Source organism: Jatrophihabitans telluris, assembly GCF_023516435.1.
In the GTDB taxonomy this organism is placed as follows: domain Bacteria; phylum Actinomycetota; class Actinomycetes; order Mycobacteriales; family Jatrophihabitantaceae; genus Jatrophihabitans_A; species Jatrophihabitans_A telluris.
Genome location: NZ_CP097332.1, coordinates 1,695,208 through 1,717,133, shown reverse-complemented (window position 1 = coordinate 1,717,133; position 21,926 = coordinate 1,695,208). Strand labels below are relative to the sequence as shown.

Sequence of the window (21,926 nt, the reverse complement as noted above, 5' to 3'; positions counted from 1 at the left end):
ATGAGAATCGCCCGGCCCGACTGCGGCCGTTCAGCTCGATGCGGCCTTGGCCAGGCGTTCGCCGATCGCCATCGTAGGAGAAGGTCCGCTGCGACTCAGCAGATCCTCGCCGACCGCGCGCTCGATCCGCGCCGCTTCCTCGGTGAGGCCGAGGTGATCGAGCATCATCGCGACCGACAGCACCGCCGCGGTCGGGTCGGCCTTCTGCTGACCGGCGATGTCGGGGGCGCTGCCGTGTACCGGCTCGAACATCGACGGGGTGGTCCGCGAGGGGTTGACGTTTCCGCTGGCGGCCAGACCGATGCCGCCCGCGACGGCGCCGGCGAGGTCGGTGAGGATATCGCCGAACAGGTTGTCTGTGACGATCACGTCGTAGCGGCCCGGATCGGTGACCAGGTAGATCGTGGCCGCATCAACGTGGTTGTAGGCCAGCGTGACCTCGGGGTACTCCGCGGCCACCTCGTTGACGGTGCGGAACCAGAGGTCGCCGGCGTGGACCAGGACGTTGTTCTTGTGGACCAACGTCAGGTGCTTGCGCTTCCGCTTCATCGCACCGTCGAAGGCGGCCCGAACGACCCGCTCGACGCCGAAGGCAGTGTTCACGCTGACCTCGGTGGCGATCTCCTGCTTGGTGTTCTTGCGCAGGACGCCGCCGTTGCCGGCGTAGGGCCCTTCCGTGCCCTCGCGGTACACCACGAAGTCGATGGCCGGGTTCCCGGCGAGGGGGGTGGGCACGCCGGGAAAGAGCTTGGTGGGACGCAGATTGACGTAATGGTCCAGCTCGAAACGCAGCCGCAGCAACAGGCCACGTTCCAGGACACCTGACGGGACGGACGGATCGCCGATGGCGCCCAGCAGAATGGCGTCCTGGCCCCGCAGTTCGGCCAGCACGCTGTCGGGCAGCAGCTCGCCGGTGCGGTTGTAGAGCCGGGCACCGAGGTCGTAGCTGGTCTTGTCCACGCCGGGCACGACCGCGTCCAGGACGGTCAGGGCCGCTTCGGTGACTTCGACGCCGATTCCATCGCCAGGGATGACTGCAAGCTTCATGGGGCGAGGGTATCGCATGGCCTGGGCCGCCGTCCCAGCTGACGACCGTCGCGTCTCAACAGACGAGACGCGGGAAATTGAAGAACGGCCGGCCCCGAGCGCAGTCCGAGGCCGGCCGTTGACAGCCGGAGGTCAGCGGGCGGCAGTGCCCTCGACGTAGTCGCTGTCGTCGTTGTTGACCCAGCTCATCAAGCCGCGCAACTGACGTCCGGTCTCCTCGATCGGGTGCTGCTCGCCCTTGGCCCGCAGCGCCTTGAACTCCGGCGCTCCAGCGTCCTGATCGGCGATGAAGCGCTCGGCGAAGGCACCGGAGCGGATGTCGGCCAGGACGGCCTTCATGTTCTCCTTCACGTGCGCGTCGATCACCCGCGGACCGGAGACGTAGTCGCCGTACTCGGCCGTGTCTGAGACCGACCAGCGCTGCTTGGCGATGCCACCCTCGTACATCAGGTCGACGATGAGCTTGAGCTCGTGCAGGCATTCGAAGTACGCGATCTCGGGCTCGTAGCCGGCCTCGGTCAGCACCTCGAAGCCGTACATGACCAGCTGGGACGCGCCACCGCACAGGACCGCCTGCTCACCGAACAGGTCGGTTTCGGTTTCCTCGGTGAACGTGGTCTTGATCGCGCCGGCACGGGTGCCGCCGATGCCCCGGGCATAGGACAGCGCGAGCGCCTGGGCGTTTCCGGTCGCGTCCTGCTCGACGGCGATGAGCACCGGCACCCCCTTGCCGTCGACGAACTGGCGGCGGACCAGGTGACCCGGGCCCTTCGGAGCCACCATGGCGACGTCGACGTTGGCCGGCGGCTTGATGTAGCCGAAACGGATGTTGAAGCCGTGGCCGAAGAACAGCGCGTCGCCGTCGGCAAGGTTGGGCTCGACCGATTCGGCGTAGAGCTTGCGCTGCAGGTGATCCGGCGCCAGGATCATGATCAGGTCCGCCTCGGCGCTCGCCTCGGCGGGGGTGAGTACCCGCAGGCCGGCATCCTCGGCCTTCGCCCGGCTCTTGGAGCCCTCGGGCAGGCCGACGCGCACGTCGACACCCGAGTCCCGCAGGCTCAGCGCGTGTGCGTGCCCCTGGCTGCCGAATCCCAGCACGGCAACCTTGCGTCCCTGCACGATCGACAGGTCGGCGTCGTCGTCGTAAAACATCTCCACGGCCATCTGCTGGCGTTCCCTCTCATCGAGCCCGGCACCCTTGCGGTGCCGGGTATGTCGTTACCCGTGCTCTTGCGTCCCTGGTCCGTGACCGGTCGGTCGACCGCGGTCGGGGAACGTCGTTGTCAGGCGGAGCGCTCCACGCTGCGCAGCGCGGCCTGGGTCATCGATCGCGGCCCGCGCCCGAGGGCGACCATGCCCGACTGCACCATCTCGCGGATGCCGTACGGCTCGAGCATCTTCAGGGCCGCTTCGAGTTTGGCAGGCGGCCCGACGATCTCCAGCGTCAGGGCCTCCGGCCCCACGTCGATGACTTTGGCCTTGAACAGCTCGGCGGTCTCCACGACTCCCCGGCGGGTGTTCTCGTCGGCGCGGACCTTGACCAGCAACAGCTCGCGCTGCACCGCGTTGCCCGATTCGAGCTCGACGATCTTGAGCACGTTGATCAGTTTGTTGAGCTGCTTGGTCACCTGCTCCAACGCGTTGCCCTCGACGGCGACGACGATCGTGATCCGGGAGATTTCCGGGTGCTCGGTCGGCCCGACCGCGAGTGACTCGATGTTGAACCCACGCCGGGAGAACAGCCCCGAGACCCGGGCCAGGACGCCTGGCTTGTTCTCCACCAGGACGGACAAGGTATGCCGGCTCATGCTGAGATCGCTCCTTCTTCACGCCGGGCCGAGTCGGCGCCGTCGTGCACTCCGTTGATGATGATGTCGCTCAGCGCCTGGCAATGCAGGCGGGTCGTGTCGATCAGCGGGACGGTTGCGTCGCCGTCACTGATCAGCAGGGCGATCTCGGTACAGCCCAGCACGACGGCCTGAGCGCCCGAGTCGGCCAGCCGGCTCACGACCGCGAGGTAGTCGGCCTTCGACCCGGGATCGACGATGCCGTGCACGAGTTGCCCGTAGATCACCGAGTGCACCAGTTCACGATCGTCCTCGTCGGGCACGATCACCTCGACGCCGTAGCGTTGCAGCCGAGATCGGTAGAGATCACTGTTCATCGTGTACGCCGTGGCCAGCAGACCGACGCGCGTGTGACCGGCCGCGGCTGCGGCCTGCCCCACCAGGTCGATCAGATCCAGGAACGGCACCGACAACCCCGCCGTGATCTGATCTGCCACCAGATGCAGCGTGTTGGTCGCGAGCGCGATCAGCTCGACCCCGGACTGCTGCAGCGACAACGCGGCGTTGTGCAGGATCCTGCCCTGCGCGTCCCAGTCACCCGCGCGTTGCAGGCGCTCGATCTCGGCGAAGTCCGCCGACCAGATCGTCACCGGCGCACTGGCGTGGCCCCCGACCTCGGCGGACACGAATTGGTTCAGCAACCGGTAGTAGGACGTGGTGGATTCCCAGCTCATGCCGCCGAGCAGGCCGATCCGGGTCAGCTCACTCATCGCCGTGGCCCCACGGTCGCAGCGGGTCGGCTCGGCTCGCTCGGCCTATTCGGCGTCATCGAAGTTCGGCCGGACGTCGCGGGCAGCCAGGATCTGATCGTTGGACGTTCCGGCGGCCACCATCGGCCAGACCATCGCGTCCTTGCCGACGGTGAAGTCGACCACCACGGGCTGATCGTTGATCGACATCGCTTTCTCGATCACGGCGTCGACGTCGTCGCGGCTCTCGCACCGCAGCCCCACACAGCCCAGGGCATCGGCGAGCTTGACGAAATCCGGGATTCGCGGGCGCGCACCGGTCAGGCTCGCCGAGTCCGGGCGCGAATGGGTGCCCAGTTCGGTCTGGCTGTACCGCTGGTCGTAGAACAGGGTCTGCCACTGCCGGACCATGCCGAGGTTGCCGTTGTTGATCACCGCGACCTTGATGGGGATTCCCTCGATCGCGCACGTCGCCAGCTCCTGGTTGGTCATCTGGAAGCAGCCGTCACCGTCGATCGCCCACACCAGCTTGTCCGGCGCACCGACCTTGGCGCCCATGGCAGCGGGCACGGAATAACCCATCGTTCCCGCGCCGCCGGAGTTGAGCCACGTGTAGGGATTCTCGTAGGAGATGAACTGGGCCGCCCACATCTGATGCTGGCCGACACCGGAGGTGAAGATCGTTTCCGGACCGGCGATCTTGCCCAGGCGCTCGATCACGTACTGCGGTGCCAGGGCTCCGTCCGCCGGTTCCTCGTAGCCAAGCGGGTAGGTGCGCCGCCAGCCGTCGGCCTGGCGCCACCAGCCGGTGAGGTCATAGCGGTTGCCCGCGGCGTACTCGGCCTCGATGGCCGGGATCAGGTCGGTGATGACCTCGCGCGCGTCGCCGACGATCGGGACCTCCGCCGTCCGGTTCTTACCGATCTCGGCCGGGTCGATGTCGGCGTGGATGACCGTTGCGTGGGGGGCGAAGGAGTCGAGCCGGCCGGTGACGCGGTCGTCGAACCGGGTGCCGATGGCGATGAGCAGGTCGGCCTTCTGCAGTGCGGTGACCGCCGCGACCGTGCCGTGCATGCCGGGCATTCCCAAGTGCTGGCGGTGTGAATCGGGGAACGCCCCACGCGCCATCAGGGTCGTGACGACGGGGATCCCGGTCAGCTCGGCCAGGCGCTTCAGTTCGGACGTCGCGTGGGCCTTGAGCACCCCGCCGCCGATGTAGAGGACGGGCCGATGCGCGGCAGCCATGAGCTTGGCGGCTTCGCGGATCTGCTTGCCGTGCGGCTTGAGCACCGGCCGGTACCCCGGCAGATCGATGGTCGGCGGCCAGGAGAATGTCGTCTGAGCCTGCAGCACGTCCTTGGGAATGTCGACCAGAACGGGCCCGGGACGTCCGCTGATGGCCAGGTGGAAGGCCTCGGCGATCGTCTGCGGGATCTCTTCCGGATGCTGGACGAGGAAGTTGTGCTTGGTGATCGGCAGGGTGATGCCGGAGATGTCAGCCTCTTGGAACGCATCCGTGCCGATCATCGGATAGGGAACCTGGCCGGTGATGGCCACGATCGGCACCGAGTCGAGAAACGCGTCGGCGATCGGGGTGACAAGGTTGGTGGCTCCCGGGCCGGAGGTCGCCATGCACACCCCGACCTTGCCCGTGGCTTGGGCATATCCCTCTGCTGCGTGTCCTGCGCCCTGCTCGTGGCGGACGAGGATGTGGCGGACTCTTGTGGAGTCATACAGCGGGTCGTAGGCGGGCAGGATCGCTCCGCCCGGGATACCGAATACCACCTCGGCGCCCACCTCTTCGAGCGATCGAACCAGTGACTTGGCTCCGGTTGCTGCTTCAGGGGCCTGCTCAGTCATTGCCCTCGAACCTTTCTCGACGAGTGTGGGCTGTGGTGCGTGCGGAGTTCGCGATCGCTCGCCTGGTGTCAGAAGCCCCCAGCAGGGAAAATTCCAACAAAAAACCCCTCGTGCCTTGGCACGAAGGGTTGGCGCGACGTCTTGGTGAGAAAGACGACGCGCTAGTCGATGAGTACGAGACGCTGCACAGGTCAGACAGTACACCCTCGATTCCGCGCCATTCAACAAGCCGGGACAGTCATCTCAGTATGTGAGAGGACGCCTGCATAGGTTGCCGCCCGCGCGATGGGCCGCGCGATCCATAGAGTGCACCCATGACCAGTGGCCAACCCGCGAGCCCGGACCAGCCCAGCGGATCCGCCCCCACCGCCCCCACCGCCCCCACCGCCCCCACCGCCCCCACCGCCCACACCGCCCACACCGCCGATACCGCCGACACCGACGTTGTGGTGATCGGCGCCGGCATGGCCGGACTGTCCGCCGCGCTCGAGCTGCAGGAACGCGGTCTGGACGTCACGGTCATCGAGGCGGCCGGTCGGGTCGGCGGCCGCGTGCGGACCGACGTGGTCGACGGTTTCCGGCTCGATCGCGGGTTCCAGCTGATCAACCCGTCCTACCCTCGCCTGGTCGCCCTGAACCGGCGCGGCCTGCTGGACCTGGATCACCTCCAGCTGCAGTCCTTCCGCCCCGGGGTGCGCGTCGCGACCGGAGACGGGCATGTCGTGTTGAGTGACCCGCGGCGTGAACCGAGAGCATTGATCGGTGCGATTTCCGCCCCACTCGGCTCCCCGCTGGCAAAGCTGCGCCTGGCCGCGTGGGCCGCGCGGTGCGCGTACTTGCCGGTCGAGCGCCTGCTCGCCGACCCCGACCGCCCCTACCGGGAGGCCCTCGATGCCGCGGGCCTGTCCGGACCCCTGCGAGCGGGAGTGCTCGAGCCGTTTCTGGCCGGGGTGCTGGGCGAGGACGACGGCGAGAGTTCGGCCCACTTCGTGTCACTGCTCATTCGCTCCTTCGTCCGCGGTACCCCGGCGGTCCCGGCCTGGGGGATGCAGCAATTGCCCGACGCCCTGGCCCGCTCCCTGCATCCGGGCACCGTGTCGCTGTCCGAGGAGGTGGTCGCGATCGAGGGCAGTGCCGTCCGAACCGCTGCGCGGCTCGTCCGGGCCCGCGCGGTGGTAGTCGCCACCGACCCGGTGCGGGCCAGCGAGTTCACGGGCCTGCCGGTGGTCGCGATGCGCCCCCTGACCACGTACTGGTACGCCGCTGACGACTTCAGGATCAACCCGGCCTCCCGCTACCTGCACCTCGACGCTGACCGCCGCGGACCCGTGGTCAACGCGGCGGTGCTGTCGGCGGTCGCGCCGGCCTATTCCCCGGACGGTCGCGCATTGCTGGCCGCGACGACACTGGGGGCGATGGGGTCGGCCGAGGACGAACTTCGAGCGCGCGTCCATGCGGGCCGGATAGCAGGGGTTGATCCCGGCCGTTGGCAGCTCGTCCGGGCCGATGTGATCGATCGGGCGCTGCCCCGGTTTCCCGCTCCCTTGCAGCTGCGCCAAGCCGTTCAGCTTTCGGACTCACTGTTCGTCGCCGGCGATCACCGCGACACCGCCAGCCTGCAGGGCGCGTTGGCCTCCGGCGCCCGAGCAGCCGTTGCCGTGGCCGAGGTACTCGCGCGCCGCACCCCCCGCTGAGTCGCGGACCCGGACCCGCTCCACCCCATCATCTGATCGCAGAGAGCAACCATCTCCGTTATCGTCCCGTGATCACGAGAGGGTTGCGATCGCGCTGAGTAGTCGATATAGGCGGGTGAAAGATCGCTCTCATCCCTGGGTTACATCTGTGAGGCCCGTGCAAGGTGGCTCGAAGATTCGATGAATCATGGACGAACGGCTGTATAGAGCTCGGGTTCTGTCCAGCTTAGCCCGATTTAAACGGTTAACAGAGTGATCCCACTAGAACATTGGCCTTGGAATCGCCTGTCAGGACACGCTTCGATTGTTAAATTTACTGTACGTCACACTGTGTTTACAGGCAGTTATGGCAGTATCTCCCCCGTGCGAATCCGATCACTCTCCGCAATCATCCTGGCCGGCGCCGTGACCGTTACGGGCATCGCGTTGGCGGCCCCCGCGACGGCTGGCGTCGTACCGACTCGGGTTGCCCCCGCAGCGGTTCACCTGGCGGTGGCCCCGGCCAGCGCTGCCAAGGCAGTGCCGGCCGCGAAGAAGAAGGCCACCGTGTGCGGCACGGTCTTCAACGCGCTCAACGCCGCCCGCGCGGCCAGGCACCTGCCGGCCCTGCGTTGGAGTCCCGCGCTGCAGCTCAGTGCTCACAAGCACAACCAGACGATGGCGCGTACCAACACGCTGTCCCACCAGCTCAGCGGCGAGAAGAACCTGGGCAGCCGAGTCAGCGCCCAGGGCGTGCATTGGCAGTTCGTCGCCGAGAACATCGGCTGGACGTCCGCGCTCAACAGCAGCGGCGCCCTGTCCATCGAGAAGGCCATGCTCGGTGAGAAGGCGCCCAACGACGGGCACCGCAAGAACATCTTGTCTCGCACGGCCAAGTCGGTCGGCATCTCGGTCGTCATCGATGCCGCGCACCACAAGCTCTGGCTGACCGAGGATTTCGCCAAGTCCTGACCAGACAGCAACAAGAAGGCCCGCCCCGACACTGTCGGAGGCGGGCCTTCTTGTTGTCATCAGCTCTTGTTTCGTCAGCGCCGTGCATCCGCCCCCGAGCCGACGTCCACGGCCGGCGCACCGCCCGCACGACGGTAGGGGCGACGATCTCAGATGCAGACGGCTCCGACCGCGGCCGATTGAACGAGCTTGGTGTACTTGCCCAACACTCCGGTCGTGATCTTGGGAGCGATCGGCTCCCAGCCCGCCCGCCGGCGTTCGAGTTCCTCGCCCTCGACGTCGAGTTCGAGGGTGCGGTTGGCGACGTCCACCACGATGCGGTCACCGTCCTGGACGAAGGCGATCGGGCCGCCCACCGTGGCTTCCGGGGCCACGTGACCGATGCACAGTCCGGTGGTTCCGCCGGAGAAGCGGCCATCGGTCAGAAGCAGGACGTCCTTGCCGAGTCCGGCGCCCTTGATGGCCCCGGTGATGGCCAGCATCTCCCGCATCCCCGGACCACCCTTGGGACCCTCGTAGCGGATGACGACGACGTCACCGGCCTTCAAGCTGCCTTCGGCCACCGCGTCCATGGCCGCCTGTTCCCGGTCGAAGACGCGGGCCGTGCCGTCGAAGACCTCGGCATCGAAACCGGCGGTCTTGACCACGGCGCCTTCGGGGGCCAGCGAACCGTGCAGGATCGTCAGTCCCCCGGTGCGGTGGATGGGTCGGTCCATCGTGCGAATGACCTCGCCGTCCGGCTTGGGCGGCGCGACGCCGGCCAGATTCTCCGCGAGCGTCTTGCCGGTCACGGTGAGGGCGTCGCCGTGCAGTAGGCCCTCGTCGAGCAGGGCCTTCATGACCACCGGGATACCGCCGATCCGGTCGATGTCGGTCATCACGAATCGTCCGAACGGCTTCATGTCGGCCAGGTGCGGAACCTTGTCGCCGATCCGGTTGAAGTCGGCCAGTGTCAGGTTCACCCCGGCCTCCCGAGCGATGGCGAGCAGATGGAGCACCGCGTTGGTGGATCCGCCCAACGCCATCACCAGGGTGATGGCGTTCTCGAAGGCATCCATGGTCATGATCTGGCGGGCCGTGATCCCGGCGTCGATCAGGTGCACCACGGCCTCGCCGGAGCGTTCGGCATAGGCGTCGCGGCGTGCGTCGGGGGCCGGCGGCGCGGCTGAACCGGTCAGCGACATGCCCAGCGCCTCGGCGGCCGAGGCCATCGTGTTGGCGGTGTACATACCGCCGCAGGCCCCCTCGCCCGGACAGATGGCCTTCTCGATCTCGTCCAGTTCGGCACGCGTGATCTTGCCGGCCAGGCAGGCGCCGACGCCTTCGAAGGCGTCGATGATCGTCACGTCGTTGCCGTGCAGCCGGCCGGGAAGGGTCGATCCCGCGTACAGGAAGACCGCGGCGACGTCCAGGCGGGCAGCAGCCATGAGCATGCCGGGCAGCGACTTGTCGCACCCGGCGAGCAGGACGCCGCCGTCGAGGCGTTCGGCCCGGAACACGGTTTCCACCGAGTCGGCGATGATCTCGCGCGACACCAACGAGTAGTGCATGCCCTCATGCCCCATCGAGATGCCGTCCGAGACCGAGATCGTGCCGAACTCCATCGGGAAACCGTCGGCGCCGCGAACGCCGATCTTGGCCTTCTTGGCGAGCCGGTCGAGCGAGAGGTTGCACGGGGTGATCTCGTTCCACGACGAGGCGACCCCGACCTGCGGCTTTCGCCAGTCGTCGTCGCCCATCCCGACCGCGCGCAACATGCCCCGGGCGGCGGCGCGTTCGATGCCGTCGGTCACCGCATGCGAATGCGGTTTCCGGTGCGTACGCGGCTCGGTCTTGACCTCGGTGGACTGTGCAGGCTCGTGGTTCTCGGCGGCATTCTCGGTCACGGGGAAAGCCTACGTCGGCCACCGGCGGCCCCGACGTAGGCCTGACCGACAGCAGGCCGATCACGGTCACACCCGACGGGCCGGCGACCACGAACCCGACTGGTAACGCAGGTCTCATTCCGGCGGACCCTAGGCTGTCGGGCATGGACCAGGCCCCGAGGACCGTGATCAAGCATCCCCGTTCGGCCTACCTGATCGTGGCGTTCGTGGCTTTGTGCTGCACGGCGATCGTGCGCGGCCCGCTGCAAGCCGCGGTCTATCTCGTCCCGCTCGGAGCCGCGCTGTACCTGGCCCGCACCGCCACCATCGTCGACGCCGCCGGGCTGACCGCCCGCGCCGTCTTCGGGTCCGAGCTGGTCGCGTGGGAGTCGTTGCGAGGGCTCAATCTCACCGAGTCCGGCGCGGTCTACGCGGTCGAGCAAGGCGGCACGCAACTGCGTTTACCTTGCATTCGCAGCACCAAACTCGATCCGCTCGTCCGCGCCAGCGCCGGTCGAATTCCCGACCCGCGGGCGTGAGCAGGGTGAACGACCAGGGGCTCGGGTCAGTACTCGCCCGTGACCACATTCTCCAGCGGCTCACCGGCGTCGAAGCGACGGATCTGCTCGGCCACCAGGGCCGCGACGCGGTTGCCGAAGCCGAGCACCGAGCCGCCCACGTGCGGGGTGAGTAGCAGGTTCGGCGCGCTCCACAGCGGGTGCGAGGCCGGCAGCGGCTCCGGATCGGTGACGTCCACGGCAGCACGTAAGCGGCCGGACTCGAGCTCGGCCACCAGCGCGTCGGTGACGACGACCGGCCCCCGCGCAGCGTTGACGAGCAGGGCACCGTCGCGCATCCGGGCCAGGAAGGCGGCGTCGACCATGCCGACCGTCTGCGATGTCTTGGGGACGATCAGCACCACCACGTCCGCGCTCGGCAGCAGGTCGGCAAGCTCCTCCAGGCCTCGAACGTCGTCGCGCGCGGTCCGGGCCACGAGCACCGGATTGGCCTCGCACGCGCGCAGACGTCGCTCCAGCTGGCGCCCGACGTCTCCGGCGCCGACGATGAGCACGGACTTGCCGGCGAGCTCGTCGGTCACGGCGTAGTCCCAGCGACGCTCGTGCTGGGCGCGTTCGAACCGCGGGAATTCCCGCAACACGGACAAGATCGCGGTCAACGCCCACTCCGAGGTGGACGAGCCGTGCACCCCGCGCGCATCGCACAGCTGAACCGGCGGCCGAACCACCCCGATGAAGTTGTCCACGCCCGCACTCTGGGTCTGTACGACCTGCAGCTCCGGCATCGCCGCGACCGCGCGTGCAGCGGCCTCCGGGTTCGCGTGCAGGAAGGCCGGGACCCAGAACCGGACCTCGGCCAGGTCGCCGGAGGGCTCCTCCGCGTCCCAGAGCACCGTGCGCTCGCGCAGACCGAGGGACGGCGACACCGCGTCGATCCGGTCCAGCAGGGTCGAGGACGGCAGGCAGATCGAAATCACGACGACAAACCTAGTCGCCGCCCGGGCAGCGCACGCGGCGCGGGTGCGCTGTGCCGCCAGGGCTACTCGGCGCGGGTAGGCGCCGCCGCCGGCTCCGGGTCCAGCACGGGTTCACCGCTGGTACCGAGGTCGATGGGGCAGACTGGGGCGGTGCCGCTGATCCCGCCCGCCCGCCGCCCGGCGATGTCCGCGGCCGGTATCACCGCTACCGTCGTCGGCATCTGCCTCGCGTTGAGCGGTTGCGCAGGCGGCGGCGCCAATGCCGCGCCGACCTGGGTGCCCCAGCCGGACTTCCAGGCCAACGCCGAGCCCCAGCCCCAGGTGCCCGGCAACGCCCTGCCCGCGCCGTCACCCTCGTCGCCGTCGGGCACCGGCGTTCAGCCGTCGGCGCCGGCGACGGGCGGCCAGTCACCCGGTAACCCCTCGACCAGCCCGTCCTCCGCGGTCGATCCGGCCGTGGTCGCGACCAAGCTGAACCAGCCCACGGGCATCGCGGTCCTTCCCGACGGCACCGCACTGGTCGGTGAACGGACCACCGGCCGCATCCTGCGGGTCCAGCCTCAGGCCGGACAGCCCGTGACGCTCGTCCAGACGATCGCCGGCCTGAGCACCGTCGGCGGCGGCGGTCTGCTCGATCTGGCCCTGTCCCCCAGCTTCGCCGAGGACGGCCTGGTTTACGCCTATGTGACGACCGGCTCCGACAATCGGGTCCTGCACTTCAGCGTCGGCGGGACTCCGACACCGGTGCTGACCGGCATCCCCCGCGGAAGCACGCACAACGCCGGGCGGATCGCCTTCGACGCGACGGGCGCGCTGCTGATCGGGACGTCGGACGCCGGCCGGCCCGCGCTGGCCGCCGACCCCGCAAGCTTGGCCGGCAAGGTTCTGCGCACGACCGATCTCGGGCAGCCGGCGCCCAACAACCCGGACCCGAAATCACTCGTCTACGCCTCCGGCTTCAGCACCGTCGACGGACTGTGCGTCGACCACCAGAGCGGGATGCGCGCGGTCGTGAGTGCCGGCAACACCGACCGGGTGAACATCCTTCATGCAGGGACGAACTACCAGTCCGCGGCCGCGACGTCGCTGCCGCCCAAGTTCGCCGGCGCGGGCGGATGCGCGCTGGTCCAGGACCGGATCGTCGTGGCGACGTCGACCGGCATGTCGCTGGTGTCGGCGACACTGTCGGCCACTACCTCCGCCGCCGACTTCACCGCGACCCTCACGAAAAAGTACGGCCGCCTGCGCACCGTCATCGCCGGCGCGGACGGCGCCTTCTGGATCACCACCACCAACCGTGACGGTCTCGGCCGGCCGATCGCCACCGACGACCGCGTCATCCGTGTCTCGATCGCCGACGGGGGCGGCAGCTCCCCGGTATGAACGCAACGAGATGAGCGACGCCGGTCGGTTCACGCGCGCTCGATGATCCGGTAGCCCCGCTGCGGGTTCCAGGACTCGATGAGCAGGAACGAGGCCGTCGGATCGACCCGGACGTGCACCGCTTCGGTGACGTCGAGGACGAAGAAACCCGCGTCAGGGAACGGCGTGTCCCTGGGCGCTTCGGTGGCCACGAGTCGTCCGGCCAGCTTGGCCTCGCCCACCCACGCGGCGGGCTGACCTACCGGCGGTTCCAGCGTCGGTGAGTGAACCGCGACTCGCGGGTCCCGACGGACGTCGGCCAACTTCAGCGAGCCCGCCATCATTCCGACGGTTATACGACCCGGCTCGAAGCTCAGCTCGATGCCGCTTATGCGGGGTGAGCCGTCCTTGCGCAGGGTGGCGATGGTCTTGTTGGTGCCGGAGCCGAATCGCGCGCGAACGGCGGCAGCGAAGTCGGCACACTCGTGCTCTATCTGGTTCCACGAAGCCATGCCGACTATCTACCACGCCTCACCGACAGCCTATGGTCGCGATCCTGAACCAGACCGTGACCCGCGCCGAGGCACCCAACCCGTGGCCGGGCGCGCGGGCCGAGCACCGGCAGTTACTCCGCGACCCCGAGCTCGGCGAGCAGGATCGCCCGGACCGCGGCGGCGTCAGCCTGGCCCCGGGTGGCCTTCATGACCGCGCCCACCAGCGCACCGACGGCGGCCACCTTGCCGGCTCGCACCTTGTCGGCCACGTCCGGATTGGCAGCGATTGCCGCCCGCGCCGCGTCGGTCAAGGCCGAGGTGTCGGAGACGACGGCCAGTCCTCGGCTGGCGACGGCGGCGTCGACGTCCTCACCGGTTTCGAGTACCGCGTCGACGGCTTGACGAGCCAGCGCGGTGGACAGCGTGCCGGCCGCCACGAGCTCGATCACCCGCGCCACCTGCGCCGCGGTGATGGGCAGCGCGCTGGCCTCGGTGTCCGACGCGTTGGCCTGCTGGGCCAGATAGCCCATCCACCAGTTCCGCGCCTCCGCTGCCGGCGCCCCCGCAGCGACGGTGTCGGCGATCGCCGCGACGACTCCGGCGTTGGTCATCTGCGCCAGCTCGGCCTGGGTGAAGCCCAGCTCGGACTGCAGTCGGGCCCGGCGGGCGGCGGGCAGCTCCGGCAATGAGGCCTTGATCTCGGCGACCCAGTCGGCGGCGGGAGCGATCGGCACGAGGTCGGGCTCGGGGAAGTACCGGTAGTCGGTCGCCTCCTCCTTGCTTCGTCCCGAGCGGGTGTCGCCCGTGGTCTCCTGGAAGTGGCGCGTCTCCTGCTTGATCCGCTGCCCGGCGTCGAGCCGTTCGGCCTGCCGCAGCATCTCCGAGCGGACCGCGCGCTCGACACTGCGTAGCGAGTTCACGTTCTTGGTCTCGCTCCTGGTGCCCCACTCCGTCGAATCGACCGGCGAGAGCGAAGTGTTGACGTCACAGCGCAGACTTCCCTGCTCCATCCGCACATCGGACACGCCCAACGTGCGCAGGATGTCGCGCAGCTCGGTGACGTAGGCCTTGGCCACCTCGGGCGCCAGCGGCCCGGTTCCCTCAACGGGCTTGGTGACGATCTCGACCAGCGGGATCCCGGCCCGGTTGTAGTCGACGAGGGAGTACTCCGCGCCGTGGATACGCCCCGTTGCCCCACCTACGTGGGTGTTCTTGCCGGTGTCTTCCTCGAGATGGACACGCTCGATGCCCACCCGGTACGTCCGGCCCTCGACGTCGACGTCCAGGTAGCCCTCGAAGCAGAGCGGCTCGTCGTACTGCGATGTCTGGAAGTTCTTCGGCATGTCGGGATAGAAGTAGTTCTTGCGTGCGAACCGGCACCAGGACGCGATGGAACAGTTGAGCGCCAGGCCGATCTTGATCGTGTACTCGATCGCCTTGGCATTGGCCACCGGCAATGCGCCGGGAAGTCCCAGGCAGACCGCGCAGGTATGGGTGTTCGGCTCCGCGCCGAAGACGGTGGAGCAGCCGCAGAACATCTTCGATGCGGTACCGAGCTCGACGTGGGTCTCCAGCCCGATTACCGGGTTGTAGCGAGCGAGGACGTCTTCGTAGCGCAGCGCCATCAGGCCGCCCCTCCCAGAACCGGGATCTTCGACAGGATCGGCCCGTGGGCCGCGTTGTAGGCCGCCTCGAACGCGGCGCCGACCCGGTAACAGCGGTCGTCGGCCATCGCCGGCGCCATGATCTGCAATCCGACCGGCAGAGCCGGGCCGGTCTCGTCGGACAGCCCGCTGGGAACCGACATGGCGGGAATGCCGGCCAGCGAGGCGGGCAGGGTGCACAGGTCGTTGACGTACATCGCCATCGGGTCGGCGACCCGCTCACCGATGCCGAACGCGACGAACGGCGAGGTCGGCGAGACCAGCACATCAGCGGCGGTGAACGCGTCGGCGAAGTCGCGGGCGATCAGGGTGCGCACCTTCTGCGCCTGGCCGTAGTACGCGTCGTAGTAGCCCGAGGACAGGGCGTAGGTCCCGATCATGATGCGTCGCTTGACCTCCGGCCCGAAGCCGGCTTCGCGGGTCAGCGACATGACCTCCTCCAGGGAGCGGGTGCCGTCGTCGCCGACCCGCAGGCCGTAGCGCACCGAGTCGAACCGGGCGAGGTTGGAGGAGCACTCGCTCGGCGCGATGAGGTAGTAGGCCGCGAGGGCATAGTCGAAGTTGGGGCAGCTGACCTCGACGATCTCCGCACCGAGGGAGGCGAGGGTGTCGACCGCGGAGCGGAACGAGGCGAGCACGCCGTCCTGGTAGCCGCCGCCGGCACCGGTCAGCTCGCGCACCACACCGACCCGGACGCCGCTGAGGTCGCCCTGCGCACCGAGCCGGGCCGCGGAGACGACGTCGGGACCCGGGGTAGGGATCGAGGTCGAGTCACATTCGTCGTAGCCGGCGATCACCTCGTGCAGCAGGGCGGTGTCGAGGACCGTCCGGCCGAACGGACCGGCCTGGTCCAGGGACGAGGAGAACGCGATCAGTCCGAACCGGCTGACTGCGCCGTAGGTCGGCTTGTGGCCGACGATGCCGGTGACCGCGGCGGGCTGTCGGATCGATCCCCCCGTGTCGGTGCCGATCGACAGCGGTGCCTGCAAGGCCGCGACCGCGGCGGAGGAACCTCCGGAGGATCCGCCGGGCACGCGGGACAGATCCCAGGGGTTAGAGGTCGGGAAGTAGGCGGAGTTCTCGGTCGAGGAACCCATCGCGAACTCGTCCATGTTGGTCTTGCCGAGCATGACGATGCCGGCCTCGCGGACCTTGCGAGTGACGGTGGCGTCGTAGGGAGGCACCCAACCCTGCAAGATCTTCGACCCGGACGTCGTGGGCACGCCCTTGGTGACGACGACGTCCTTCATGGCCAGCGGAACGCCGGCCAGCGGACCGAGTGCCTCGCCCGCCTTTCGGCGTTCGTCGACGGCCTGCGCCGCCGCCAGCGCGCCCTCGGCGTCGACGTGCAGGAAGGCCTTGACTTGCCCGTCGGTCGCCGAGATCCGGTCCAGGTGCGCCTGAGCAACCTCGACGGCGCTGGCTGTGCCGTCCGCGATGGCGGCCGCGGTATCGGCCGCCGACAGTTCATGCAGGTTCATCCGGTCCTACTCCTCTTCGCCCAGGATCTGCGGGACCCGGAAGCGGTCGTCCTCGACCGCCGGCGCGCCGGCCAGTACATCCTCGCGAGGCAACGAGGGTCTGGTCACGTCCTGCCGGAACACATTCTCCAGCGGGACCGCGTGCGAGGTCGGTGGGATGTCGGCCGCCGCGACGTCGCCGATGCGCGCTACCGCGGACAGGATGACGTCGAGTTGGCCGGCGAAAAGGTCGAGTTCGTCATCGGTCACAGCCAGCCTGGCCAACTTCGCCAGGTGCGCGACCTCGTCTCGGGTCAGGGAAGGACGATCGTCAGACACAGGGTCTGAGTCTAGGGGTCTGCGCAGGCCGGGGTCGGCCACCGGGGGGTCCGGCTCGGCACCCCGGCAAGCGTGTCGGTGACACCGGGTAACAGCAGAGATACATCGGGTTGGGACAATCGCCCGGTGTCCTATCTGATCCGAGTCGTCCTGCCCGACCGCCCCGGCGCCCTGGGCGCGGTCGCGACCGCCCTGGGTCACGCCGGTGCGGACATCCTGTCCGTCGACATCGTTGAGCGCACCCCAGGGCACGCAACCGACGATCTGGTCGTCGAACTGCCCGTGGACAAGCTGGCCGACAGCCTGGTGACCGCCGCGTCCAGCGTCCCGGGGGTACGGGTTGAATCGATCAGGCCGTACGCGGGGACGATCGACCCGTTCCGTGAGCTGGAACTGCTGGAAAAGCTCGCGGTGAACCGGGACGACGCGGCCACGATCCTGGCCGACGGAGTCTGCCGGCTGTTCCGTTCCGGGTGGGCGTTGATCCTGCAGGCACCGGAAACCGACGGGCAGCCGGCGACGGTGTTGGCACGTAGTACAGCGGCGCCGGAAATCGAGAGCCTGCCCACCCCGTGGTGGCCCGCCTCCCCACCTCGACCGCTGGACGCCGAAGCGAGTTGGGCGCCGGGTGACTGGGCGAATCTGGGAACCGAGCTGGCGGTCGTCCCGCTCGGCAGCGACGCGATCCTGGTCGGAAGGCCGGCCCTGCGCTGGCTGGCGAGCGAGATCATCCGGATGTCCCACCTGGCCTCGATCGCGGCGACCGTCCTCAATCCCTGACCCGCACGCGCACGTCGCGGCCGGCGGGCGCGGGCGGGCGCGCCGGTCAGTCGCTGTCGTCGCCGAGGTCGTCTGAGCCGGCGCGGTCATCGGTGTCGGTTCCGATACGCGCGCGTTCGGCCGCCGCGTCCGGCCCGAGTTCGAGCAGCACCTTGAAACCGTCCTCGTCCAGGATGGGGATCTTCAGCTCGATGGCCTTGGTGAGCTTGCTGCCCGCGTTGTCGCCCACCACGACGAATGAGGTCTTCTTCGACACCGACCCGGAATTCTTCGCTCCCCGGCTCGTCAGGGCCTCGGCGGCGCTGTCCCGGCTGAAGTCGACCAGCGAGCCGGTCACGACGACCGACAGCCCGGCCAGCGGTTTGGGACCGTCGTCGGCAGTGCGTTCCTCTTCGAGCTGGACCCCCGCGCGCCGCCACTTCTCCACGATGTCGCGGTGCCAGTCAACGGCGAACCAGTCCCGGATGGCTTCGGCGATCGTCGCCCCGACGCCGTCGGTAGCGGCCAGTTGCTCGACGTCAGCTCGGGCGATCGCGTCGAGGGAGCCGAATTCACGCGCCAGGTCCTGGGCCGCGCGCGGACCGACGTGCCTGATCGACAACCCGACCAGGACGCGCCAGAGCGGTCGGGTCTTGGCCGTCTGGAGATTGTCGAGCAACTTGCGGGCATTCGCTGCCAGCTCGCCGTCCTTGCGGGTGAACAGCGCAACCTGTTTGAGCTGATCCTCGGTGATGGTGAACAGGTCGCCCTCGTCGGAGACGACCCCGGAGGCCAGCAGCGCCACCGCGGCTTCGTAGCCGAGGACCTCGATGTCGAAAGCCCCCCGCCCGGCGACGTGGAACAGGCGCTCTCGCAGCTGGGCGGGGCAGGAACGCTGATTGGGACACCGGATGTCGGCGTCGCCCTCCTTCTCGGGTTTGAGCTCGGTGCCGCAGGCCGGACACCGGGTGGGCATCTCGAACTCTCGCTGCGAGCCATCCCGCAATTCGACGACGGGGCCCAGGATCTCGGGGATGACATCGCCGGCCTTGCGCAGCACCACGGTGTCGCCGATGAGCACACCCTTACGCCTGACCTCGCTGGCGTTGTGCAGCGTGGCCATCTCCACGGTGGATCCGGCGACGAGGACCGGTGTCATCACTCCGAACGGGGTGACCCGGCCGGTGCGCCCGACGTTGACCCGAATGTCGAGCAGCTTGGTGTTGAGCTCCTCCGGCGGGTACTTGAACGCGATCGCCCATCGTGGAGCCCGGCTCGTCGAGCCGAGCTGGCGTTGTCTGGACAAGGCGTCCAGCTTCACCACGACACCGTCGATCTCGTGCTCGACGTCGTGGCGGTGCTCGCCGTAGTAGGCGATGAACTCCGTGACCGCGTCGAGGGAGTCCACGACCTTGGCCCGATCGGAAGTGGGCAACCCCCAGCCGTGCAGCAGCCGGTACCAGTCGGATTGGTTGTCCACGGCCGGCCCCCCGCTGACCAACCCGACGCCGTGTACGACCATCTGCAGTCTGCGCGCGGCGGTGATCCGCGGATCCTTCTGCCGCAGCGAGCCAGAGGCGGTGTTTCGAGGATTGGCGTAGGGAGCCTTGCCGGCCTCGACGAGGCTGGCGTTGAGTTCGGCGAAGCGTTCCAACGGGAAGTACACCTCGCCGCGGACCTCGAGGATCTCGGGGATGTCCTCGCCGCTGAGGTGATCCGGGATCCCGGCGATGGTGCGGACGTTGGCGGTGACGTCCTCACCGGTACGCCCGTCACCCCGCGTCGCGCCGCGTGTCAGCCTGCCGTTTTCGTAGACGAGGTCGATGGCCAGGCCGTCGACCTTCAACTCGCAGAGGTAGCGGACCGATTCCGCACCGACCTCCTTCTCCACCCGCTGCGCCCACTGGGTCAGCTCGTCGAGGGAAAACGCATTGTCCAGCGAGAGCATCCGCTCGAGGTGGTCGACGGCGGTGAACTGCGATGAGAAGTCGCCCGCGACCCGCTGGGTGGGTGAATCGGGCGTTCGCAGCTCGGGGTAGTCGTCCTCGATCGCCTGCAACGTGCGCAACTTGTGGTCATAGTCGGTGTCGGCGATCGTCGGAGCGTCGAGCACGTAGTAACGGTAGGAGGCATCGAGCAGTTGCTCGGACAGCTCGGCGTGGCGCTGTCTGACCTCGCTCGGCGCTTCGGAGGCGGCGTCTGTGCTCACACCGCACAAGTTACCGCGCAGCTACGACACGACTGGGCAGCGATGGGCGGTGACGGGGCTGCCGTCGATCTCGGCCACGGCACCGGAGGCGGTCCGGACGAACTCGTGGTTCGGCCGCTGTGGTGGGTGATCGGCCGTCACTCCTTCACCGCGCCCTCCGAGCTTCGCATGATGTAGCGCTGGAACACGAAGAACAGCAGGGCGACCGGGATGGTCATCAGCAGGGCGGCCGCAAGCTTGAGCGGGTACTGGTTCGTCTTGCCCAGGCCGCCGCTCACCAGGGTCGCCACCCCGGTGGTGAGGGTGTTCAGCGAAGGACTCGACCGCGAGACCACGAAGTGGCCCAGCTCGTTCCACGAACCCTGGAAGGACAGGATGGTGAGGGTGATCAGGGCCGGTCGGGCCATCGGCAACACGACCGACCAGAAGGTACGGAACGTGCCCGCCCCGTCGATGTGGGCGGCCTCCTCGATACTCACCGGCACCGATTCGAAGAACTGCCTCATGATGAAGACGCCGGCGGCATCGGTGATCAGCGGCACGATCATGCCCGTGTAGGTGTTGTAGATGCCGATCTGATTGAGCACCAGGAACTTGGGGATCAGCAGCACGACGCTCGGGACCGCCATCACGGCTACGATCGCGGCGAACAGCGCACTGCGACCGAAGAACCGCAGGCGCGCAAGGGCATATCCGGCCAACGAGTCGAAGAACACGCGCCCGATCGTGACCGAGATGGCCACGATCGCCGAGTTGGCGAACCACCGGCTGAAGTCCTGCTGGGCGAGCTGATGGAAGGCGTTGGTGGTCCAGGTCGTCGGGATCGGGTTCAACGGGTGGTTGCTGGCGTCCGGATCGGTCTTGAACGCCGTGCCGAGCTCGATCAGGAACGGGTAGATGTACAGCAGGGCCAGCAGGATCACTGCCGTGTACAGGCCGAATCTGGCCAGCGGACGGGACTGCCCCACCCGGTAGGGCCGCGGCGGGCGAGCCTGATCCTGCTGGGACTCGGGCGTGCGGGTTGTCGTGCTCACGCTGCTGCCTTTCCCTGGTGGCGCTTACGGGTCTGGCGTTCCTGCTCGCGCGCCCGGCGACGATCACGGATCTCGTCCCGGTCACGCAACACCCAGCGCTGGAACGCCGCGAACGCGATGATGATGAAGAACAGGATGAAGGAGATCGCCGCACCTTGTCCCCACTGCCGGTTGACGAAGGAGACCTGGTAGGACAGATAGGCAGGTGTGACGATCGACGGGTTGTTGTTGGCGATGATGTACTGCGCGTCGAACGTCTGCCAGGTGCTGATGAGACCGAGGGTCAGAACGAGGAAGAGCGTCGGCCTCAGCATCGGCAGCGTGACCTTCCAGAACCGCTGCCATCCGGTGGCACCGTCGACGATTGCGGCTTCCTCCACATCGGCCGAGACGTTCTGCAGCGCCGCCAGGAACATCAGCATGAAGGTGCCCGAGGTGGTCCAGACGGCCAGCACGATCAGCACGGTCATCGCCGCGCTCGGTCCGGCCAGCCACTCCCACCAGGACTGTCCGAGCAAGGCGTGATGGATGAGGAAACCGGGGGGATTGTGGACCCCGAGCTTGGCCAGGCCGATGTGGAACAGGCCGTCGGTCTGGTTGAGCCAGTCCGGTCCGGTGGCCCCGAACTTGGCCAGCAGCGCGTTGACCACCCCGCTGCCGCCGAACAGGAACAGGAACACGATGACGATCGCAACCGAGGACGTGACCGAGGGAAAGTAGAAGGCGGTACGGAAGAATCCTCGGCTGGCCAGACGACGTCGGTTGACGATCACCGCCAGCAGCAGCGACAGCGCGGTCTGGATCGGTACGACGAACAGAACGTAGTAGAAGTTGTTGCGAAGGCTTTCCATCATGCTCTGCCGGGACAAGCCGTCCTCGGAGAGCAGGAAGCGATAGTTCTTCAGGCCGACGAACTTGACCGATGAACCGAACGGGCTGCCGATGCCGGTCCAGTTACTGAAGCTGACCCACAGCGCCATCAGGATCGGTACCACCAGGAACAGCACGATCAGCACGATCACCGGGGCGGTGAAGAGCCAGCCGGCCGGCGCCTCTCGGCCGCGGATGCCCGGCCCGGAGGTCCGGCGGCGCTGCCGGCCGCTCGAGGCGGTGCTCAGCGAATCGGCTTGGCCCAAGGCCTGTTCGGTCGCGCTCAC

At 68.2% G+C, this 21,926-nt stretch carries 19 protein-coding genes; 5 read left to right on the top strand and 14 right to left on the bottom strand.

Annotated features, from left to right (window positions below):
- Positions 1-30: 30 nt before the first annotated feature.
- The 5 genes from M6D93_RS08045 to M6D93_RS08025 all read right to left on the bottom strand — a co-directional run bounded on the left by M6D93_RS08045 (position 31) and on the right by M6D93_RS08025 (position 5,443).
- The gene (locus M6D93_RS08045) at positions 31-1,047 is read right to left on the bottom strand and encodes a 3-isopropylmalate dehydrogenase (protein WP_249773842.1); all 1,017 of its coding nucleotides are present in this window, start codon (positions 1,045-1,047) and stop codon (positions 31-33) included.
- Between the two features lie 132 nt (positions 1,048-1,179).
- Complete coding sequence (gene ilvC, locus M6D93_RS08040) at positions 1,180-2,211, bottom strand: ketol-acid reductoisomerase (RefSeq protein WP_249773841.1); 1,032 nt, start codon at positions 2,209-2,211, stop codon at positions 1,180-1,182.
- 119 nt (positions 2,212-2,330) lie between these two features.
- Complete coding sequence (gene ilvN / locus M6D93_RS08035) at positions 2,331-2,855, bottom strand: acetolactate synthase small subunit (RefSeq protein WP_249773840.1); 525 nt, start codon at positions 2,853-2,855, stop codon at positions 2,331-2,333.
- Positions 2,852-3,604, bottom strand: a complete 753-nt coding sequence (locus M6D93_RS08030; protein WP_249773839.1) for an aspartate/glutamate racemase family protein — start codon at positions 3,602-3,604, stop codon at positions 2,852-2,854. Before M6D93_RS08030 ends, ilvN begins: the two co-directional genes overlap by 4 nt.
- Before the next feature lie 45 nt (positions 3,605-3,649).
- Positions 3,650-5,443 carry an acetolactate synthase large subunit gene (locus tag M6D93_RS08025; RefSeq protein WP_249773838.1) on the bottom strand — a complete coding sequence of 598 codons (1,794 nt, stop codon included), beginning with the start codon at positions 5,441-5,443 and terminating at the stop codon, positions 3,650-3,652.
- A gap of 314 nt (positions 5,444-5,757) precedes the next feature.
- Between M6D93_RS08025 and M6D93_RS08020 the strand changes: the two genes are divergently transcribed.
- The gene (locus tag M6D93_RS08020; RefSeq protein WP_249773837.1) at positions 5,758-7,137 is read left to right on the top strand and encodes an NAD(P)/FAD-dependent oxidoreductase; all 1,380 of its coding nucleotides are present in this window, start codon (positions 5,758-5,760) and stop codon (positions 7,135-7,137) included.
- Positions 7,138-7,500: 363 nt separating this feature from the next.
- Positions 7,501-8,088 (top strand): CAP domain-containing protein, encoded by a 588-nt coding sequence (locus tag M6D93_RS08015; RefSeq protein WP_249773836.1) that lies wholly within the window; start codon positions 7,501-7,503, stop codon positions 8,086-8,088.
- A 149-nt stretch (positions 8,089-8,237) separates the two neighbouring features.
- Here the strand turns inward: M6D93_RS08015 and ilvD are convergent, their stop codons facing one another.
- Positions 8,238-9,881 carry a dihydroxy-acid dehydratase gene (ilvD, locus tag M6D93_RS08010; RefSeq protein WP_347343575.1) on the bottom strand — a complete coding sequence of 548 codons (1,644 nt, stop codon included), beginning with the start codon at positions 9,879-9,881 and terminating at the stop codon, positions 8,238-8,240.
- Between the two features lie 236 nt (positions 9,882-10,117).
- Here ilvD and M6D93_RS08005 point away from each other — a divergent pair, with 236 nt between their 5' ends.
- On the top strand, positions 10,118-10,492 hold the full coding sequence (locus tag M6D93_RS08005; RefSeq protein ID WP_249773834.1) for a PH domain-containing protein: 375 nt from the start codon (positions 10,118-10,120) through the stop codon (positions 10,490-10,492).
- Positions 10,493-10,518: 26 nt separating this feature from the next.
- Here the strand turns inward: M6D93_RS08005 and M6D93_RS08000 are convergent, their stop codons facing one another.
- The gene (locus M6D93_RS08000) at positions 10,519-11,379 is read right to left on the bottom strand and encodes a 2-hydroxyacid dehydrogenase (RefSeq protein WP_347343574.1); all 861 of its coding nucleotides are present in this window, start codon (positions 11,377-11,379) and stop codon (positions 10,519-10,521) included.
- A gap of 219 nt (positions 11,380-11,598) precedes the next feature.
- Here M6D93_RS08000 and M6D93_RS07995 point away from each other — a divergent pair, with 219 nt between their 5' ends.
- The gene (locus tag M6D93_RS07995; protein WP_249773832.1) at positions 11,599-12,831 is read left to right on the top strand and encodes a PQQ-dependent sugar dehydrogenase; all 1,233 of its coding nucleotides are present in this window, start codon (positions 11,599-11,601) and stop codon (positions 12,829-12,831) included.
- A gap of 29 nt (positions 12,832-12,860) precedes the next feature.
- On the opposite strand, the gene M6D93_RS07990 is transcribed toward M6D93_RS07995, so the two are convergent.
- From M6D93_RS07990 to gatC, 4 genes are all read right to left on the bottom strand, one after another.
- Positions 12,861-13,322: a pyridoxamine 5'-phosphate oxidase family protein gene (locus M6D93_RS07990; RefSeq protein WP_249773831.1), complete on the bottom strand. Its 462-nt coding sequence runs from the start codon at positions 13,320-13,322 to the stop codon at positions 12,861-12,863.
- A gap of 113 nt (positions 13,323-13,435) precedes the next feature.
- Positions 13,436-14,929 carry an Asp-tRNA(Asn)/Glu-tRNA(Gln) amidotransferase subunit GatB gene (gatB, locus tag M6D93_RS07985; RefSeq protein WP_249773830.1) on the bottom strand — a complete coding sequence of 498 codons (1,494 nt, stop codon included), beginning with the start codon at positions 14,927-14,929 and terminating at the stop codon, positions 13,436-13,438.
- Positions 14,929-16,449 (bottom strand): Asp-tRNA(Asn)/Glu-tRNA(Gln) amidotransferase subunit GatA, encoded by a 1,521-nt coding sequence (gatA, locus tag M6D93_RS07980; RefSeq protein ID WP_249773829.1) that lies wholly within the window; start codon positions 16,447-16,449, stop codon positions 14,929-14,931. Before gatA ends, gatB begins: the two co-directional genes overlap by 1 nt.
- 6 nt (positions 16,450-16,455) lie before the next feature.
- On the bottom strand, positions 16,456-16,767 hold the full coding sequence (gene gatC / locus M6D93_RS07975; protein WP_249773828.1) for an Asp-tRNA(Asn)/Glu-tRNA(Gln) amidotransferase subunit GatC: 312 nt from the start codon (positions 16,765-16,767) through the stop codon (positions 16,456-16,458).
- A 126-nt stretch (positions 16,768-16,893) separates the two neighbouring features.
- Here gatC and M6D93_RS07970 point away from each other — a divergent pair, with 126 nt between their 5' ends.
- Entirely contained in the window at positions 16,894-17,547 is a 654-nt protein-coding gene (locus M6D93_RS07970; RefSeq protein WP_249773827.1) for an ACT domain-containing protein, read from the top strand.
- 46 nt (positions 17,548-17,593) lie between these two features.
- Here the strand turns inward: M6D93_RS07970 and ligA are convergent, their stop codons facing one another.
- The 3 genes from ligA to M6D93_RS07955 form a co-directional block, all read right to left on the bottom strand.
- Positions 17,594-19,735, bottom strand: a complete 2,142-nt coding sequence (ligA, locus tag M6D93_RS07965; RefSeq protein WP_249773826.1) for an NAD-dependent DNA ligase LigA — start codon at positions 19,733-19,735, stop codon at positions 17,594-17,596.
- A 137-nt stretch (positions 19,736-19,872) separates the two neighbouring features.
- Entirely contained in the window at positions 19,873-20,769 is an 897-nt protein-coding gene (locus M6D93_RS07960) for a carbohydrate ABC transporter permease (RefSeq protein ID WP_249773825.1), read from the bottom strand.
- Positions 20,766-21,926 carry a carbohydrate ABC transporter permease gene (locus M6D93_RS07955; protein ID WP_249773824.1) on the bottom strand — a complete coding sequence of 387 codons (1,161 nt, stop codon included), beginning with the start codon at positions 21,924-21,926 and terminating at the stop codon, positions 20,766-20,768. The genes M6D93_RS07960 and M6D93_RS07955 overlap by 4 nt, the downstream gene beginning before the upstream one ends.

Excerpts from the sequence above, each read along its gene's own strand:
- M6D93_RS08045 (WP_249773842.1), bottom strand. The coding sequence starts at position 1,047 with ATGAAGCTTGCAGTCATCCCTGGCGATGGAATCGGCGTCGAAGTCACC.
- ilvC (WP_249773841.1), bottom strand. The coding sequence starts at position 2,211 with ATGGCCGTGGAGATGTTTTACGACGACGACGCCGACCTGTCGATCGTG.
- ilvN (WP_249773840.1), bottom strand. The coding sequence starts at position 2,855 with ATGAGCCGGCATACCTTGTCCGTCCTGGTGGAGAACAAGCCAGGCGTC.
- M6D93_RS08030 (WP_249773839.1), bottom strand. The coding sequence starts at position 3,604 with ATGAGTGAGCTGACCCGGATCGGCCTGCTCGGCGGCATGAGCTGGGAA.
- M6D93_RS08025 (WP_249773838.1), bottom strand. The coding sequence starts at position 5,443 with ATGACTGAGCAGGCCCCTGAAGCAGCAACCGGAGCCAAGTCACTGGTT.
- M6D93_RS08020 (WP_249773837.1), top strand. The coding sequence starts at position 5,758 with ATGACCAGTGGCCAACCCGCGAGCCCGGACCAGCCCAGCGGATCCGCC.
- M6D93_RS08005 (WP_249773834.1), top strand. The coding sequence starts at position 10,118 with ATGGACCAGGCCCCGAGGACCGTGATCAAGCATCCCCGTTCGGCCTAC.
- M6D93_RS07990 (WP_249773831.1), bottom strand. The coding sequence starts at position 13,322 with ATGGCTTCGTGGAACCAGATAGAGCACGAGTGTGCCGACTTCGCTGCC.
- gatB (WP_249773830.1), bottom strand. The coding sequence starts at position 14,929 with ATGGCGCTGCGCTACGAAGACGTCCTCGCTCGCTACAACCCGGTAATC.
- gatA (WP_249773829.1), bottom strand. The coding sequence starts at position 16,449 with ATGAACCTGCATGAACTGTCGGCGGCCGATACCGCGGCCGCCATCGCG.